The organism is Micromonospora sp. WMMA1976 (assembly GCF_027497335.1).
In the GTDB taxonomy this organism is placed as follows: Bacteria; Actinomycetota; Actinomycetes; order Mycobacteriales; family Micromonosporaceae; genus Micromonospora; species Micromonospora aurantiaca.
The window spans coordinates 3,151,400-3,167,038 of sequence record NZ_CP114912.1 but is presented as its reverse complement, the minus strand read 5'-3'; the positions used below and the strand labels follow the sequence as shown (position 1 = coordinate 3,167,038).

Below are 15,639 nucleotides of genomic sequence, written 5' to 3'. Positions count from 1 at the left end.
GATCGCGGGCCGGGACGCGCGGGCGGGTGTCAGGCGGTGACGGCGGTGATCGCGTCGGCGATGGGGGTGTCTCCGCCGACGAGTTCCAGGGTGTGCCCGGCGGTGGCGGGGGCGTACAGCAGGGCGAGCAGGACCCGGGCCACGTCGGCGCGGCTGATCGCGCCGGCTTCGACGTGCCGGGCCAGGGTGATCCGGCCTTCGGGTTCGTCGTCGGTGAGGCGGCCGGGCCGCAGCACCGTCACGTCGAGGTCCCGGGCGGTGACGTCGTCCTCGGCGGCCTTCTTGGCCCGCAGGTACGCCGCCCACACGTCGTCGGTGCCCTCGGACGGCGCGGCGTCCACGCCCATGGAGGAGACCAGCAGGTAGCGGCGTACGCCGGCGCGGGTGGCGGCGTCGGCGAGGAGCACGGCGGCGCCCCGGTCGACGGTGTCCTTGCGGCCGGCGCCGCTGCCGGGTCCGGCGCCGGCGGCGAACACGACAGCGTCGGCGCCGGCCAGGTGGGCGGCGAGGGTGCCGGCGTCGGTGTGTTCCAGGTCGCACACGACTGGTTCGGCGCCGGCGGCGCGCAGCGCGGCGGCGTGGTCGGGGTTGCGGATCAGCCCGAGCGCGGTGTCTCCGCGTCCGGCCAGTTCCCGCTCCAGCAGCTTGGCGATCTTTCCGTGCCCTCCGGCGATGACGACGCGCATGGGCTCAACCTAGCCCGGACCCGGCGGCCCCGCCGGGTGACCGGCCTCGTCGATCATGAGGTTGGCGGTGCGACACGCCGGGCCGGACCACCGCCAACTTCATGATCGACGGCATCGGTCGGGTGAGCGGGTGGGAGGTGCGGGGCCGGCGAGGGACGATGGACGGGTGAGTGAGGCGTTCGAGGAACTGGCGCGGCTGGTGACGGCCGGGGACGTGGTGGTGCTCAGCGGTGCGGGCCTGTCCACCGAGTCGGGCATCCCGGACTACCGGGGGCCCAGCGGCGCGGCGCGCCGGCACACCCCGATGACGTACCAGGAGTTCACCCGGGATCCGCTGGCCCGGCGGCGGTACTGGGCGCGCAGCCATCTGGGCTGGCGGACCATCGCCCGGGCGGCGCCCAACGACGGGCACCGGGCGGTGGCGCGGCTGCAGGCGGCCGGGCTGCTCGGCGGGATCATCACGCAGAACGTCGACGGGCTGCACACCGCCGCCGGCGCCACCGGCGTGATCGAGCTGCACGGCCGCCTCGACGAGGTGACGTGCCTGGACTGCGGCAACGCCACCGGCCGCGACGAGCTGCACCGGCGCCTGTCGGAGGCGAATCCGGGTTTCGACGCCCGGGTGGCGCGTGTCAACCCCGACGGTGACGTGGACCTGCCCGACGAGGCGGTGACCGGGTTCCGCACCGTCGACTGCGCGCTGTGCGGCACCGGCACGCTGAAACCGGACGTGGTGTTCTTCGGCGAGACGGTCCCCGCGCCGCGTGTCGCGGACTGTTTCGCGCTGGTCGAGCGGGCCCGGGCGCTGCTGGTGCTCGGGTCGTCGTTGACGGTGATGTCGGGCCGGCGGTTCGTGCTGCGGGCGGCCCGCCACGGCATCCCGGTGGCGATCGTCAACCAGGGCGTCACCCGCGGCGACCCCTACGCGGCGCTGCGTTTGGACGCGCCGCTGGGCGCCACCCTGTGCGCGCTGGCCGACCGGGTGGCGGCGGCTCCGGCGCCGGTGTGACCAACCCCGGGACATGAGCCGGAAACACGCCCGCTGGTAGCGTTGGGGGTGCCGGTACCACCCACGTGGGAGAGACCGTCGACCCGACGGCGCCGAAGGGGCAGATTCTCCCCGGAACCTCTCAGGCAAAAGGACCACGTGGGCAGGCGCTGTGGAGCGCGTCAGCGCGACTCAGGGGGAGGCCGACCCGTCGACCTCGCCCCACCAAGGAGCGCAGCGCATGACCGCAGAGCAGTTCGCCGACCGGCACATCGGTCCCGGCCGCGACGACGAACGCCGGATGCTGGACACCGTCGGTTACGGCTCCGTCGACGAGCTGATGGACGCGGCGATCCCCGAGGTGATCCGCTGGCACGGCACCCTCGACCTGCCCGCCCCGGCCGGTGAGCGGGAGGCCATCGCCGAGCTGCGTGCCCTCGCGTCGCGCAACACCGTCGCCGTGTCCATGATCGGCCTCGGGTACCACGGCACGCACACCCCGGCGGTGATCCGCCGCAACGTGCTGGAGAACCCCGCCTGGTACACCGCGTACACGCCGTACCAGCCGGAGATCAGCCAGGGCCGGCTGGAGGCGCTGCTGAACTTCCAAAGCATGGTGTCCGGCCTCACTGCGCTACCAGTCGCGAACGCGTCGATGCTCGACGAGGGCACCGCCGCGGCCGAGGCGATGACGCTCGCCCGCCGCGCGTCCAAGAGCAAGAGCCCGGTGTACGTGGTCGACGCCGACGCGTTGCCGCAGACCGTCGCGGTGATCGCCAGCCGCGCCGAGCCGCTCGGCATCGAGGTGCGCGTGGTCGACGTGGAGCGCGACGACCTGCCGGCGGAGTTCTTCGGCCTGCACCTGCAGTACCCGGGCGCGTCCGGGGCGGTCCGCGACCACCGTGCGCTGGTCGACGCGGCGCACGGCGTGGGCGCGCTGGTGACCGTGGCGGCGGACCTGCTGGCGTTGACGCTGCTGCGCCCGCCGGGCGAGATCGGCGCCGACATCGCCGCCGGCACCACACAGCGCTTCGGCGTACCGATGGGCTTCGGCGGTCCGCACGCCGGTTACCTGGCGGTGCGCTCGGGCCTGGAGCGGATGCTGCCGGGCCGGCTGGTCGGGGTGTCCCGCGACGCCGACGGCAACCCGGCGTACCGGCTGGCGTTGCAGACCCGCGAGCAGCACATCCGCCGGGAGAAGGCCACCAGCAACATCTGCACCGCCCAGGTGCTCCTCGCGGTGATGGCCGGCATGTACGCCGTCTACCACGGCCCGGACGGGCTGCGCGCCATCGCCCGGCGTACCCACGAGGCGGCGGCTCGGCTCGCGGCCGGGCTGCGCGCCGGGGGCGTGCGGGTCGCGGACGTCGCGTTCTTCGACACCGTCACCGCGACCGTGCCGGGCCGGGCCGCGCAGGTGGTCGCCGCCGCCGCCGAGCGCAACGTGAACCTGCGGCTGGTCGACGCCGACCGGGTCGGCATCTCCTGCGACGAGACCACCACGCCCGCGCACCTCGCCGCGGTGTGGGCGGCGTTCGGCGTCGACGGGTTCGACGGGGAGGTGGACGCGGCCCTGCCCGACGGGCTGGCCCGCACGTCGGACTTCCTCACCCACCCGGTGTTCCACAGCCACCACTCGGAGACGGCGATGCTGCGCTACCTGCGCCGCCTGGCCGACTTCGACTACGCGCTGGACCGCGGCATGATCCCGCTGGGTTCGTGCACGATGAAGCTCAACGCCACCACCGAGATGGAACCGATCACCTGGCCGGAGTTCGCGCACCTGCACCCGTTCGCGCCGGACGCGCAGACCGCCGGGTACCGGGAGCTGATCGCGCAGCTGGAGGGCTGGCTGGCCGAGGTCACCGGCTACGACGCGGTCAGCGTGCAACCCAACGCCGGATCGCAGGGCGAGCTGGCCGGGCTGCTGGCGATCCGCGGCTACCACCGGGAGCGCGGCGAGGCCCACCGGGACGTGTGCCTGATCCCGTCGTCGGCGCACGGCACCAACGCCGCGTCCGCCGTCATGGCCGGCATGCGGGTCGTGGTGGTCGGCTGCGACGCCGACGGCAACGTCGACCTGGTCGACCTCGACGCGAAGATCGACAAGCACCGGGACGCGCTCGCCGCGATCATGGTGACGTACCCGTCGACGCACGGCGTGTACGAGACCGGCATCGCCCAGCTGTGCGCGAGGGTCCACGACGCGGGCGGTCAGGTGTACGTCGACGGCGCGAACCTCAACGCGCTTGTCGGGTTCGCCAAGCCGGGCCGGTTCGGGGCGGACGTGTCGCACCTGAACCTGCACAAGACGTTCTGCATTCCGCACGGCGGCGGTGGCCCCGGCGTCGGGCCGGTGGCGGTGCGTTCGCACCTGGCGCCGTTCCTGCCCGGTGACCCGCTCGGTGCGCGCGCCGACCGGCGGCCGGCGATCTCGGCGGCCAACCACGGGTCGGCGGGGATCCTGCCGATCCCGTGGGCGTACCTGCGGATGATGGGCGCCGACGGGCTGGCCCGCGCCACCGGCGTGGCGGTCCTGGCGGCGAACTACGTGGCGGCGCGGCTGCGCAACCACTTCCCGGTGCTGTACGCCGGCAACAAGGGCCTGGTCGCGCACGAGTGCATCCTGGATCTGCGTCCGCTGACCAAGGCCACCGGCGTGAGCGTCGACGACGTGGCGAAGCGGCTGATCGACTACGGCTTCCACGCGCCGACGATGTCGTTCCCGGTGGCCGGGACGCTGATGGTGGAGCCGACCGAGAGCGAGGACCTGACCGAGCTGGACCGCTTCTGCGACGCGATGATCGCGATCCGGGCGGAGATCGACAAGGTCGGCTCGGGGGAGTGGCCGGCGGGGGACAACCCGCTGTCAAACGCGCCGCACACGGCGGCGATGGTGTCGGCCGACGAGTGGCCGCACCCGTACCCGCGGTCGGTGGGCGCCTACCCGGCGGGTGTGGACCGGGCGGGCCGGTACTGGCCTCCGGTGCGGCGCATCGACGGCGCGTACGGCGACCGGAACCTGGTCTGCTCGTGCCCCGCGCCGGAGGCGTTCGAGGACTGAGCGGCTGACGCCGGGGCGGTGGGCTGTCGCCGCCCCGGCCGGTGCGCGCGCCGGTCATGACCGGCGCGTACGCTCACTGACGCTGCGTGATCGCTCAGGCGACGAGGGCGTGGCGGGCCGGACCCCGGTGCGGGGCGATGGTGCGCCCGTCGGGGAGCAGCTCACCGGTGTCCTCGAAGACGATGACACCGTTGCAGAGCAGGCTCCAGCCCTGCTCAGGGAAGCAGGCGAGGACGCGGGCGGCCTCTCGGTCGGTTGCGTCGGCGGAGGGGCAGGTGGGCTGGTGCTGACACATCGGGTTCTCCGGACTGTGGGGGCACTGTGTCATGGTTCACATGACCAGTGACGCACAGTACCAAGGAAAACTGAGCGGCAACGAGCAAGGATGCGTCTTGTTCACCCAGAATGGGCTGAACGGATGACCCGTAACGGCCCGGACGTCGTGGAAGCGCTCCCACAGGTGGAGGTCGATGCACCCGGCGCGCCGCCCGGATGTCGCCGCTGGCTCGTCGAGACCGCCCGGCTGCACTGGTCGATCGGCGACGGCGGCGACCCCGCCGACCTGGCACAACGCTTCCTCGCCGCACACGGCATCGACCGCAGCGACCTCGCCCGGCCCGGCCGGCACGACCCCGGCGCCGCGGTGTGCGGCGCCGCGCTGTATTTGTCCGCCGCCGCCGGCGCGTACGCCATCGGCGTGTCGCCCGGCGCGCCGAGTCCCGCGCCGGCGCTGCCCGACCTGGTCGTGGTCGTCTACCACCACACCGACCGCCCGGCGGCACCCCGGCCACCGGCCCCGGCACCGTGGCGGCTCGGGCCCTGGCGCGACAGCTGGACCAAGGCCGCGCACGCCGACGCCGTCGGCGCGGTCCGCGCCGCCATCGCCCGCGGCGACGTCTACCAGGTCAACATCGTCGGCCACGCCGCCGCCGGCTACACCGGCGACCCGCGCCCCGCGCTGGCCCGCCTCGCCGCGCTGCCCGGCGCCCGCTACGGCGGCACCCTGCACGGCCCCGGCTGGACGCTCGGCTGCGCCTCCCCGGAGACCCTCATCGCCGTCGAGCACGGCCGGCTGGTCACCCGCCCCATCAAGGGCACCCGCCCCGCCACCCCCGCCGGACGCCGCGACCTGCTCGCCTCGGCCAAGGAACGCGCCGAACACGTCATGATCGTCGACCTGGAACGCAACGACCTGGCCCGCGTCGCCCGCACCGGGTCGGTGCGCGTCGACGAGCTGTTCGCCGTACGCCGCTGGTGTGACCTGTGGCAGGCGGAGTCCACGGTGTCGGCGGCGCCCGCCGACGGCCTCGGCCTGGCCGACCTGCTGCGCGCCGTCTGCCCCGGCGGCTCGGTCACCGGCGCACCCAAACACGCCGCCCTGGCGCAGGTCGCCGCGCTGGAGCCGGTCGGTCGCGGCGCGAGCATGGGCGCGCTCGGCTGGGTCGGACCCGACTGCCTCGACCTGGGCCTGACCATCCGCACCGCCGCCGCCGACGGGAACCTGCTGCACCTGTGGGCCGGGGGAGGCATCACCTGGGACAGCGACCCCGCCGCCGAGGTCGCCGAGGCCGCCGCCAAGGCCGCCCCGATCCGCGCCCTGCTCGCCGGCTGACAGGCTGTCCGCCGCCCCGGCTGCCCGGCCCCGGGCGGCGGCTCTAGCCGTCGGCGGGGCTCTGGCCGGCGGCGAACGCGTCCAGGGCGGCGACGACCCGCTCGCCGATACCGTGCCCGCCACCGTGCCCGCCGGACTCCACGATCTCCAGCCGAGCGTCCGGCCAGCCCTGGGTCAGCTGCCAGGCGATGTCCGGCGGGCCGCTGACGTCCAGCCGCCCCTGCACCAGCACCCCCGGAATGCCGGCCAGCCGGCCCGCGTCGCGCAGCACCTGCCCATCCGGCTGGAAACCCCGGTTCGCGAAGTAGTGCGTCACCAGCCGGGCGAACCCGTACCGGAACACCGGGTCGGCGAACCGGGGACTCGGCGCGTACCCGCCGGCGAGGGACACGTGCACGTCCTCCCAGCCGCACCAGTCCCGCACCGCCTTGTCCCGCACCGCCGGGTCCGGGTCGTTCACCAGCCGCGCGTACGCCGCCGACAGGTCACCGTCACGGTCGGCCTCCGGCACCCCGTCACGGAACCGCGCCCACTCCTGCGGGAACACCCGCCCCATGTCCCGGGTCACCCACTCGATCTCCCGGTTCGTGTTGGCGACCACGCTGAACAGCACCAGCGCGCTCACCCGACCCGGGTGCCGCTGCGCGTACGCCAGGGCAAGGGACGACCCCCACGACGCGCCGCACAGCAGCCACCTGTCGATCCCCAGGTGCGCCCGCAGCGCCTCCATGTCGGCCAGCAGATGCCCGGTGGTGTTCACCGACAGGTCGGTGGACGGATCCGACGCCGGGGGAGTGCTGCGCCCGCAGCCACGCTGGTCGAACAGCACGATCCGGTACGCGGCCGGGTCGAACAGCCGCCGCCAGGACGCGCCCGCGCCCGAACCCGGCCCGCCGTGCACCACCAGCGCCGGCCGGCCGTCCGGATTACCGCACGTCTCCCAGTACACGCGCTGCCCGTCCCCGGCGTCCAGCATGCCGTGGGCGTACGGCTCGATCGGTGGATACATCAGTGGCCTCCCCGGATCAGATACAACAGCGCTGTTACATTAGTGGACGTGACCGCCCCCGACCGCGACGCCCTCGGCACCCTGCTGCGCCACGTCCTGGACGTCCTCGACGGCGACGTCGCCGCCGTCCACCAGCGGCTCGGCCTCACCGACTACCGGCCCCGCTACTCGCCGGCCGTCCGCGCGCTCGTCGCCGACGGCCCGCTGTCCATCCGCGACCTCGCCGCCCGCGTCGGCGTCACCCACTCCGCCGCCAGCCAGACCGTCGCCCAGATGCGCCGCGCCGGCCTCGTCGACCTGAGCCCCGGCGCCGACGCCCGCCACCGCATCGTCACCCTGACCGACCGCGCCCGCGCCCTGCTGCCGGCCGTCGAAGCCGAATGGGCCGCCACCACCGCCGCCGTACGCCACCTCGACACCGAACTGCCGGTACCACTCGCCGACGAGCTGCACGCGGTCCTCGCCGCCCTGCGCCGCCGGCCCCTGCGCGACCGCATCGCCGACACCGGGCTGCTGGACACCCCACCGGACACCCGCGAACGGTAAGCAACGGATAGCCTTCCGGACATGACTATGCGCCCGATCCGGATCATCGGCGACCCCGTGCTGCGCACCCCCAGCGAACCCGTCACCAGCTTCGACGCCGAACTGCGCGCCCTCGTCACCGACCTCATGGACACGCTGCTCGGCGCACCCGGCCGCGCCGGCGTCGCCGCACCCCAGATCGGCGTCAACGCCCAGGTGTTCGTCTACGACGCCGACGGCCACCGCGGCCACATGGTCAACCCCACCCTGGAGGTGTCCGACGAACTCCAGGACGACGAGGAAGGCTGCCTGTCCATCCCCGGCCTGTACTTCCCGACCCCCCGCGCGCTGCACGCCACCGCACACGGCTACGACCAGCACGGCGAACCGCTCACCGTCACCGGCAGCGGCTTCCTCGCCCGCGCCCTGCAACACGAGACCGACCACCTGCGCGGACGCCTCTACGTCGACACGCTGCGCGGCGACACCCGCCGCCGCGCCCTGCGCGAGATCCGCGCCGGCCGGTTCGACTCACCCAGCCGCGGCCGCTGACGTCAACGCGCACTCGGTGAACCCGGCCACCCGGGAGAACCCCAGCCGCTCGTACAGCCGCACCGCCGCCGCGTTGTCCGCCCGCACGTTCAACGTCACGTGATCCACCGACGCGCGCAGCCGGGCGCACAACGCCGCCACCACACCCGCACCCAGACCCCGCCCCCGCACGTCCGGATGCGTCGTCACGTTCCCCAGCGCCGCCACCCGCCACCGCGGCGAGAACACGTGCACCCCCGCCACCGCCACCAGCCGGCCACGCTCCCGAACCCCCACGTACTGGCCCGTCTCCAGCATCCGCGCGTCGAACCAGTTCCCCGGATACGCCACCGCGTACAACCCGGCCAGCTCCGCCGCGTCCGCCGGCCCCAACGGCTCACCCACCGCCGGCACCGCCGCCAGCCGGCCCGGATCCGTCAACGCCATCCGGTGATGCGCCGCCGCCTCCGACACCACGAACCAGCGCGACACCACCGCCTCCAGACCGGGGGACAGGTGCGCCCACATCCGCGCCGGCAACACCGGCGCCGCCTCCGCCAGCAACCCCGCCAGGTCCGGCACCCGATCCGGCGCCGCGAACGCCAGCAACGTCGGCAACTCGACCCCGTGATACAGCAACACCACCTGGTCGCCACGCCGGAACCACGACGTGTACGGCCAGAAGAAATCGTCCAGATCACCCAACTGGTACGCGTGCAACACCGGATCCCGGCCCAGCAGACCCGCCAGCACCGCCCGGTCGTGCTCCGCCCGCACCGCCACCGCGATCAGCCCGCCATCCACTGGTCGTAACCCAGCCGGGCCACCAGCGCCAGCACCACCACCAGCAGCACCACCCGCACGAACCCGGCACCCCGCCGCAACGCCATCCGCGCGCCCACCGCCGCCCCCACCACGTTGCACACCGCCATCGCCGCACCCAACGCCCACCACACGTGCCCGGTCAACCCGAACACCACGAGCGCACCCAGATTCGTGCCCGCGTTCACCACCTTCGCCATCGCCGAGGCGTGCACGAAATCCGAACCCAGAATCGCCGTGAACGCCAGCACCAGGAACGTCCCCGTACCCGGCCCGATCAACCCGTCGTAGAGGGCGATGCCCACACCGGCCACCGCCACCGCCACCACCACCCGCCGAGGGGTCCGTCGCTGCGGTGACGCCACCACACCCAGCGACGGCCGCGCCAGCACGAACACCGCCACCGCCACCAGCACCACGAGCACCACCGGCCGGTACGCGCTACCCGGCACCGCACCCGCCAACGCCGCACCCAGCCCCGCCGTCAGCACCGCCAACCCGGCCGCCGGACCCGCCACCGCCCAGTCCAGCTTCGTCCGCCGCGCATACGTCACCGCCGCCGTCGACGTACCGAAGATCGCCGCCAGCTTGTTCGTGCCCAACGCCGTCGCCACCGGCACACCCGGCGCCGCCACCAGCAACGCCGGCAACAACAACAGACCACCGCCACCCACCACCGCGTCCACCCACCCGGCCAGCAGGGCAGCAGTCAGCAACGTCGTCAACGACAGCGCATCCACCGCCGCATTCTGCCCACGCCACCACCAGCGACAAGGCCCCCTGTGGCCAGCCTCACCGCCCCCGGCGACGCCGCAACCACACCCCCACCGACCCCACCGCCACGAACACCAGCATCGAACAGCACAACAGTTTCAGCACCCGGCAAGACTCCCACGACGACGTAGGGTGTCCAGGTGCGCCTGGCCACCTTCAACCTGCTGCACGGCCGATCCCTCACCGACGGGCTCGTCGACCCCGACCGGCTCACCGCCGCCGTCACCGACCTCGACGCCGACGTCCTCGCCCTCCAGGAAGTCGACCGCGACCAGACGCGCAGCGGCAAACTCGACCTCACCGCCGTGGCCGCCCGCGCCCTGCACGCCGACCACCACCGCTTCGCCGCCGCCGTCGTCGGCACCCCCGGCGAACAGTTCCGTCCCCTCACCCACGACGACGACGGCCACGGCGAACCCCTCTACGGCATCGGCCTGATCAGCCGCCACCCCGTCCGCTCCTGGCAGGTCACCCGCCTGCGCGCCGCCCCCGTCCGCTCACCCATCTACGCACCCGGCCCCGGCGGCGGACTCGTCCTGCTCCGCGACGAACCCCGCGTCGTGCTCGCCGCCGTCCTCGACACCCCCCACGGCCCCCTCACCGTCGCCGCCACCCACCTGTCCTTCGTCCCCGGCTGGAACGTCTGGCAGCTACGCCGCGTCGTCCGCGTCCTGCGCACCCTGCCCGCGCCCCGGGTCCTGCTCGGCGACCTCAACCTGCCCGCCGGACCCGCCGCCGCACTCACCCGCTGGCGGCCCCTCGCGAGGCGCCCCACCTACCCGGCCGGGCAACCCCGCGTCCAACTCGACCACATCCTCGCCGACCGCCACGGCCTCGACCGGCTCCCGCCCGTCACCGCCGTCCACACACCGCTGGCCACCATCTCCGACCACCGGCCCCTCGTCGTCGACCTCGGCTGACGCTCAGCCCAGCCCACTCTGCCGCCGCGCCGCGTCCACCGCGTTACGGAACAACATCGCCACAGTCGTCGGACCCACCCCGCCCACACGCGGCGTGATCGCACCCGCCACCGCGGCACACGACTCGTCCACGTCCGGCAGCAACCGCCGTCCCTCGTACCGCACCCCACCACCGACCACCACCGCGCCCGGCCGCACATGCTCCGGCTGCACGATCCCCGGCACCCCCGCCGCCGCGATCAGGATCTCCGCCCGCCGCGCGTACCGCGGCCAGTCCGCCACACCCGTGTGCACCACGGTCACCGCCGCGTTCGCCGTCGGCCGCTTCTGCGCCAGCAACATCGCAAGCGGCCGCCCCAACGTCGCACCCCGGCCCAGGACCACCACCTCCCGGCCCGCCACCGGCACACCGTGGAACGCCAGCAACGCCTCGATCCCCGCCGGCGTACACGGCAACGGACCCGGCAACCCCAACGCCAGCCGGCCCATGTTCACCGGATGCATCCCGTCCACGTCCTTGTCCGGATCCAGCTCCGCCAACGCCCGGTCGTAGTCCAGATGACCCGGAATCGGATACTGCACCAGCACCCCGTGCACCGTCTTGTCCGCGTTGAAATCCGCCAGCACCGCGTGCAGATCCACCTGCGACGCCGACGCCGGCAGATGCACGTGCGGCGACACGAAACCCAGCTCCGCCGCCTGACGCTGCTTGATCCGGATATAACCCGCGCTCGCGTCGTCGTCACCCACCAGCACCGTCGCCAGCGCCGGCGTCACCCCCGCCGCACACAGCTCCGCCACCGACGCGGCGACCTCCGACAACACCCGCTCCGCCACCGGAGCACCCGGCAGCAACCGCGCAGAAGACATACGACACCTCGCCCGCGGAGGCCCAGGCGGTCGACCCCCGCGACGAGCTCCCCGATGGTTCACCCATCCCCGTGCCGCCAGTCGCGTTCCCCTCAGCCTGCCACAGCCTCCGCCGCCACCGCATCCACCACCGCCTGCCACCCCGGCAACGCCGCCAGCAGACCGTCCGCCCGCCGCCGCCGATCCGCCGCCGACGCCACCCCCAGATCCGCCAGCGCCGCCCCGAACGCCCGCTCCCGCTCCGGCGCCACCGCACCCAACACCACATGACACCGCGCGTACGTCACCAGCACCCAGAACATCGCCTCCCGATGCCGCCCCGCCTCGATCAGCTCAGCCGCACCGTCGAACACCACCGGCCGACCCGCCGGACCCAGATCCGCCCCGAACGCGAACCCGTCCCGCGGCAGCCGCGACGCCTCGTCGAACACCACCGCCAACCCGGCCAGATGCTCCCGCACCCGCGACGCGTCCACACCGCCGCCGTCGAGCGTGTCCAGCAGGCCCGCGTACCGATCCGCGAACCCGAACCGCGACAACACCCGCTCCGCCCGCACATACCGCCGCCGCACCGTCGGATCCGCCAGCCCCGCCACCGCCGGCCACACCGCCAGCAACGACGTCGGAAACACCCACGCCAGCACCTGCTCCGCCACCGGCGCCGGCGCCGAACCGCCCACCGCCCGCAGCCCGCCCTCGATCCGCCGCCGCACCCCGGCGCACCGCGCCCGCACCCACACCGGATCCGCGAACCCGGCCGCCACCCGCTCCCGCACCGCCGCCAGCCGCCCCGACGGATCCGCGATCACCCCATCGGTACGGAACATCGGCGCGAACACCCACGACCCCAGCACATTCTCCGGGCCACCCAACTCCGCCCACGTGACAGTGCTGACCTCCAGCAACACCCCCCGGTGCACGAACTTGCCCACCTTCACACCGGGCTCCCGGCGCACCAGCAACACGTCCACGTCCGACCACACAGGCAGCACCGCGTCGTCCGGCAACCCCACAGTCGACCCGCTGAACAACGCCCCCTCGATCGACGGATCCGCCCGCATCCGCTCCCGCACCCACTCGACCGCCACCGCACGCGCCGTATCCACCCGCATCCGCCCGATCCTGCCAGCCCGGCAGCGCACCGACAGACCCCATTCTGGATACGTACGGTTGTCGATCGGGCACAGAACGTGGAATATCGACGTAAGTGACTGTCGTCGAAATCGTGTGGGGCGATGCGAATGACGGGCTACCACCCGATCCTCAAAGGACGCCAAGCCGAACTCCAGGCCGTCAGCCACGTCCCCGACGAACTCGCACCACACATCCTCCCGATCTTCGACCTGCCACCCTCCAAGCACGGTCCGATCACCGACGCATGCACCTTCAGTCAACGCGCACAGGACAGCATCCCGCGTGACATGGCCATCGCCGTCGACGTGCGCCACCTCCCCGAACCCACCACCGGCACCCGCCGGCCACTCCGCGACATCGCCGACGACCTGCACCCGTGGGGGATCCCCGCGCTGCCCGTCGCCCACCTGAACGACACCCCCGCACAACTGGCCGACGTCCGTTACGCCGCCGCGCCCTACGGTGGCGTTCTCCGGCTCGCCGCCCACCACACCGAACCGGACGACGCCGAAACCGACGCACGACTGAGCCAAGTCCTATCCGCCACCGAACTGCGACCCGAGAACTGCACCCTCGTCATCGACGTCGCCGAGGTGGCATCCGACCGGCACCTCACGACAGCCGAACCCCTCGTTCGCAAACACCTCGTGTGGGCCGGACGCCACCCCTGGAAGGCGGTCGTCGTCGCCGCCGGAGCCATGCCCGCCACGATCTCCCACGTACCAGCCGGCACCGCCATCCCGCTCCGCAGGCGGGACTTCGACCTCTGGCAGCGGCTCAAGGACCATGACATCCAGTTCGCCGACTACGGCGTCACTCACCCCGGCGCCGGATCGGGACGCCGAGGGCCAGCACCCAACATCCGCTACACCCACCAGGACACCTGGTGGACCTACCGTGCGCCCAGCGACGGCATGGACAGCGGCAACACCGGCATCTACGACATCTGCCAGGCCCTCGTATCCGCCGACCACTGGCCGCCCACCGGGCGTCACTTCTCCTGGGGCGACGAGCAGATCGCCCTGCGCGCCGCCCGCCACGCCGGCCCCGGCACCGCCACCCAATGGATCGCCTGGGCAACGTCACACCACCTGTCGTACGTCGCCGACCAACTCGGCCTGACAGCTATCGCTTGACCAACCCCGACAACGCCCTGTTGGTACGGTTCGCCGCCACCGCCGCCCGCTGCTGACCCGCCGTCACCTCGATGTACGTCTGCGACGACGCCAACGACGCATGCCCCAGCAACCGCATGATCTCCGCCGCGCTCGCCCCGTCCTCCGCCAACCGCGTCGCGAACGTGTGCCGCAACGCGTGCAACCGCGCACCCCGCGGCACCCGGTCACCGATGCCCGCCCGCCGGTAACACGACTCCACCAGGTACTGCAGACCGCCCCGCCGCAACGCCTCACCCTGACGATCCACCAGCAACGGCGAATCCGGCCGCACGCTGCGCGACCCGAACCGGAGCCGCCGGCTGTCCAGGTAACCCGCGAGCACCCGGTCGACGCCGTCCTCGATCGGCACCGTACGCGGCCGCCCACCCTTACCCGCCACGTCCACCCGCCGCTCGCCGTCGCGCCCGGCCACCGACGACACCCGCAGCGCCAGCAGCTCCGACAGCCGCAATCCCGCGCACAACGCCAGCGCCAGCACCGCCAGGTCGCGCTCCGGCCACGGATCGCGCTGCCGGCCCTCCGCGCGCGCCACCGCCGACAGCAGCTCCTCCGGGGTGTCCTCGCCGCGCAGCGGCTTGGGCCGGGGGAGCGGCGTGCGGGGCCGCCCCACCGCCGGCATCGGATTTCCCGGTACGACACCCTCGGCCACCAGGAACGTGAAGAAGCTGTTCCATGTCGACCAGGCACGGTGGACCGAGGCGGCGGCCCGGGGAGCAGCGAACCGCGCGAACGCCGCGCGCATCACCTTGGGGGAGAGGGCGCTGACGGGTACGTGCAGGGGAGAGGTGTCGCCGTCGGTGGCGACCAGCTCGGCCACCGTGGTCAGATCCCTGCGGTACGCGGACAGGGTGTGGGGGGAGGGCTTACGGGTTGCCCGGGCGGTCAGGAACTCCTTGATCAGGGCCTCCAACGTTTCGTCCGGTTTGTCATGCATAAGGGATATTATGCATGATTCTCGCGTTCCCGCCAGGAGTCCACATCAGGGGAGCGGGGGCGACCAACGCCATGATCAACTCCATCTCGCCGAGATGGCGGTAACCCCAGTGCTCCGATGCAGCCACATCGGCGAACTGGCGCCGCGCCAGCGATCATGAGGTTGACCGGAAGTGCTGTCTGATGTGTCGCCGCTAGCTTCATGATCGGCGGACGGCGGGTGGAGTGAGGTGGGATTCGGCGGGGGCGCTCGGGTCGGCCGGTGGATGGGCCGGCCCGATGACCGGTGCCTGGACGCAACGGCGGCGACATCGTGTCTGGAGGCGTGAGCCGGCTCGCGGCGAGCTCGCTGCCGCTGCCAACGCGCGCCAAATTGAGCACGCGGCCCGGCGGCACGACAGGGGGTGACTGCGTGACACTCCGGCGCCCCCGAAAGCCCGCAAAGGCGGTCACCTGCCTCGCGCGGGCGCTCGGGGAGCTCCCGCCTCAGCTGTACTTGACATAATGTGCATTATCGAACAGTGAGGTCAGGTTCGGGCACGACACCGATCCCGCCGAATTCCAGTTGCTCGCTAGCCGACCACTTAGCCTGA

General features: G+C 73.1%; 15 protein-coding genes and 1 riboswitch. Of the genes, 7 read left to right on the top strand and 8 right to left on the bottom strand.

The annotated features are described in order from the left end of the window. Positions 1 to 29: 29 nt before the first annotated feature. On the bottom strand, positions 30 to 686 hold the full coding sequence (locus O7546_RS14625; protein WP_194803358.1) for an SDR family oxidoreductase: 657 nt from the start codon (positions 684 to 686) through the stop codon (positions 30 to 32). A gap of 166 nt (positions 687 to 852) precedes the next feature. On the opposite strand from O7546_RS14625, the gene O7546_RS14620 reads away from it, so the two are divergent. Further along, on the top strand, positions 853 to 1,695 hold the full coding sequence (locus O7546_RS14620; RefSeq protein ID WP_269697000.1) for an NAD-dependent protein deacetylase: 843 nt from the start codon (positions 853 to 855) through the stop codon (positions 1,693 to 1,695). A 56-nt stretch (positions 1,696 to 1,751) separates the two neighbouring features. Continuing rightward, positions 1,752 to 1,842, top strand: a riboswitch (glycine riboswitch). 73 nt (positions 1,843 to 1,915) lie between these two features. Then, positions 1,916 to 4,738, top strand: coding sequence for an aminomethyl-transferring glycine dehydrogenase (gcvP, locus tag O7546_RS14615; protein ID WP_194803360.1), 2,823 nt, complete (start codon positions 1,916 to 1,918; stop codon positions 4,736 to 4,738). 94 nt (positions 4,739 to 4,832) lie between these two features. Here the strand turns inward: gcvP and O7546_RS14610 are convergent, their stop codons facing one another. Then, a complete protein-coding gene (locus tag O7546_RS14610) occupies positions 4,833 to 5,033 on the bottom strand; it encodes a DUF5999 family protein (protein WP_013286363.1) in 201 nt (66 codons plus the stop codon). A 123-nt stretch (positions 5,034 to 5,156) separates the two neighbouring features. Here O7546_RS14610 and O7546_RS14605 point away from each other — a divergent pair, with 123 nt between their 5' ends. Then, on the top strand, positions 5,157 to 6,350 hold the full coding sequence (locus O7546_RS14605) for a chorismate-binding protein (RefSeq protein WP_194803361.1): 1,194 nt from the start codon (positions 5,157 to 5,159) through the stop codon (positions 6,348 to 6,350). Positions 6,351 to 6,393: 43 nt separating this feature from the next. On the opposite strand, the gene pip is transcribed toward O7546_RS14605, so the two are convergent. Next, the gene (pip, locus tag O7546_RS14600; RefSeq protein ID WP_281601089.1) at positions 6,394 to 7,359 is read right to left on the bottom strand and encodes a prolyl aminopeptidase; all 966 of its coding nucleotides are present in this window, start codon (positions 7,357 to 7,359) and stop codon (positions 6,394 to 6,396) included. 48 nt (positions 7,360 to 7,407) lie between these two features. On the opposite strand from pip, the gene O7546_RS14595 reads away from it, so the two are divergent. Continuing rightward, positions 7,408 to 7,905 (top strand): MarR family transcriptional regulator, encoded by a 498-nt coding sequence (locus tag O7546_RS14595; protein ID WP_194803363.1) that lies wholly within the window; start codon positions 7,408 to 7,410, stop codon positions 7,903 to 7,905. Positions 7,906 to 7,926: 21 nt separating this feature from the next. Next, positions 7,927 to 8,436 (top strand): peptide deformylase, encoded by a 510-nt coding sequence (gene def, locus O7546_RS14590; protein WP_269696996.1) that lies wholly within the window; start codon positions 7,927 to 7,929, stop codon positions 8,434 to 8,436. On the opposite strand, the gene O7546_RS14585 is transcribed toward def, so the two are convergent. Next, complete coding sequence (locus O7546_RS14585) at positions 8,416 to 9,219, bottom strand: GNAT family N-acetyltransferase (protein WP_281601088.1); 804 nt, start codon at positions 9,217 to 9,219, stop codon at positions 8,416 to 8,418. The two genes, def and O7546_RS14585, sit on opposite strands and share 21 nt — an antisense overlap. Further along, positions 9,204 to 9,923 carry a TSUP family transporter gene (locus tag O7546_RS14580; protein ID WP_281601160.1) on the bottom strand — a complete coding sequence of 240 codons (720 nt, stop codon included), beginning with the start codon at positions 9,921 to 9,923 and terminating at the stop codon, positions 9,204 to 9,206. The genes O7546_RS14585 and O7546_RS14580 overlap by 16 nt, the downstream gene beginning before the upstream one ends. Before the next feature lie 228 nt (positions 9,924 to 10,151). Between O7546_RS14580 and O7546_RS14575 the strand changes: the two genes are divergently transcribed. Beyond that, a complete protein-coding gene (locus O7546_RS14575) occupies positions 10,152 to 10,931 on the top strand; it encodes an endonuclease/exonuclease/phosphatase family protein (protein WP_194803367.1) in 780 nt (259 codons plus the stop codon). A 3-nt stretch (positions 10,932 to 10,934) separates the two neighbouring features. Here O7546_RS14575 and O7546_RS14570 read toward each other — a convergent pair whose 3' ends face one another. Together O7546_RS14570 and O7546_RS14565 are read right to left on the bottom strand one after the other, a co-directional pair. Next, positions 10,935 to 11,801 (bottom strand): tetrahydrofolate dehydrogenase/cyclohydrolase catalytic domain-containing protein, encoded by an 867-nt coding sequence (locus tag O7546_RS14570; protein WP_281601087.1) that lies wholly within the window; start codon positions 11,799 to 11,801, stop codon positions 10,935 to 10,937. A 92-nt stretch (positions 11,802 to 11,893) separates the two neighbouring features. Continuing rightward, complete coding sequence (locus O7546_RS14565) at positions 11,894 to 12,913, bottom strand: hypothetical protein (protein WP_281601086.1); 1,020 nt, start codon at positions 12,911 to 12,913, stop codon at positions 11,894 to 11,896. 129 nt (positions 12,914 to 13,042) lie between these two features. Here O7546_RS14565 and O7546_RS14560 point away from each other — a divergent pair, with 129 nt between their 5' ends. Next, positions 13,043 to 14,071: a beta family protein gene (locus O7546_RS14560; protein ID WP_281601085.1), complete on the top strand. Its 1,029-nt coding sequence runs from the start codon at positions 13,043 to 13,045 to the stop codon at positions 14,069 to 14,071. Here the strand turns inward: O7546_RS14560 and O7546_RS14555 are convergent. Beyond that, a complete protein-coding gene (locus O7546_RS14555; RefSeq protein ID WP_281601084.1) occupies positions 14,061 to 15,047 on the bottom strand; it encodes a tyrosine-type recombinase/integrase in 987 nt (328 codons plus the stop codon). The genes O7546_RS14560 and O7546_RS14555 overlap by 11 nt on opposite strands. Positions 15,048 to 15,639 lie beyond the last annotated feature (592 nt).

Excerpts from the sequence above, each read along its gene's own strand:
- O7546_RS14625 (WP_194803358.1), bottom strand. The coding sequence starts at position 686 with ATGCGCGTCGTCATCGCCGGAGGGCACGGAAAGATCGCCAAGCTGCTG.
- gcvP (WP_194803360.1), top strand. The coding sequence starts at position 1,916 with ATGACCGCAGAGCAGTTCGCCGACCGGCACATCGGTCCCGGCCGCGAC.
- O7546_RS14610 (WP_013286363.1), bottom strand. The coding sequence starts at position 5,033 with ATGTGTCAGCACCAGCCCACCTGCCCCTCCGCCGACGCAACCGACCGA.
- O7546_RS14605 (WP_194803361.1), top strand. The coding sequence starts at position 5,157 with ATGACCCGTAACGGCCCGGACGTCGTGGAAGCGCTCCCACAGGTGGAG.
- pip (WP_281601089.1), bottom strand. The coding sequence starts at position 7,359 with ATGTATCCACCGATCGAGCCGTACGCCCACGGCATGCTGGACGCCGGG.
- def (WP_269696996.1), top strand. The coding sequence starts at position 7,927 with ATGACTATGCGCCCGATCCGGATCATCGGCGACCCCGTGCTGCGCACC.
- O7546_RS14570 (WP_281601087.1), bottom strand. The coding sequence starts at position 11,801 with ATGTCTTCTGCGCGGTTGCTGCCGGGTGCTCCGGTGGCGGAGCGGGTG.
- O7546_RS14565 (WP_281601086.1), bottom strand. The coding sequence starts at position 12,913 with ATGCGGGTGGATACGGCGCGTGCGGTGGCGGTCGAGTGGGTGCGGGAG.
- O7546_RS14560 (WP_281601085.1), top strand. The coding sequence starts at position 13,043 with ATGACGGGCTACCACCCGATCCTCAAAGGACGCCAAGCCGAACTCCAG.
- O7546_RS14555 (WP_281601084.1), bottom strand. The coding sequence starts at position 15,047 with ATGCATGACAAACCGGACGAAACGTTGGAGGCCCTGATCAAGGAGTTC.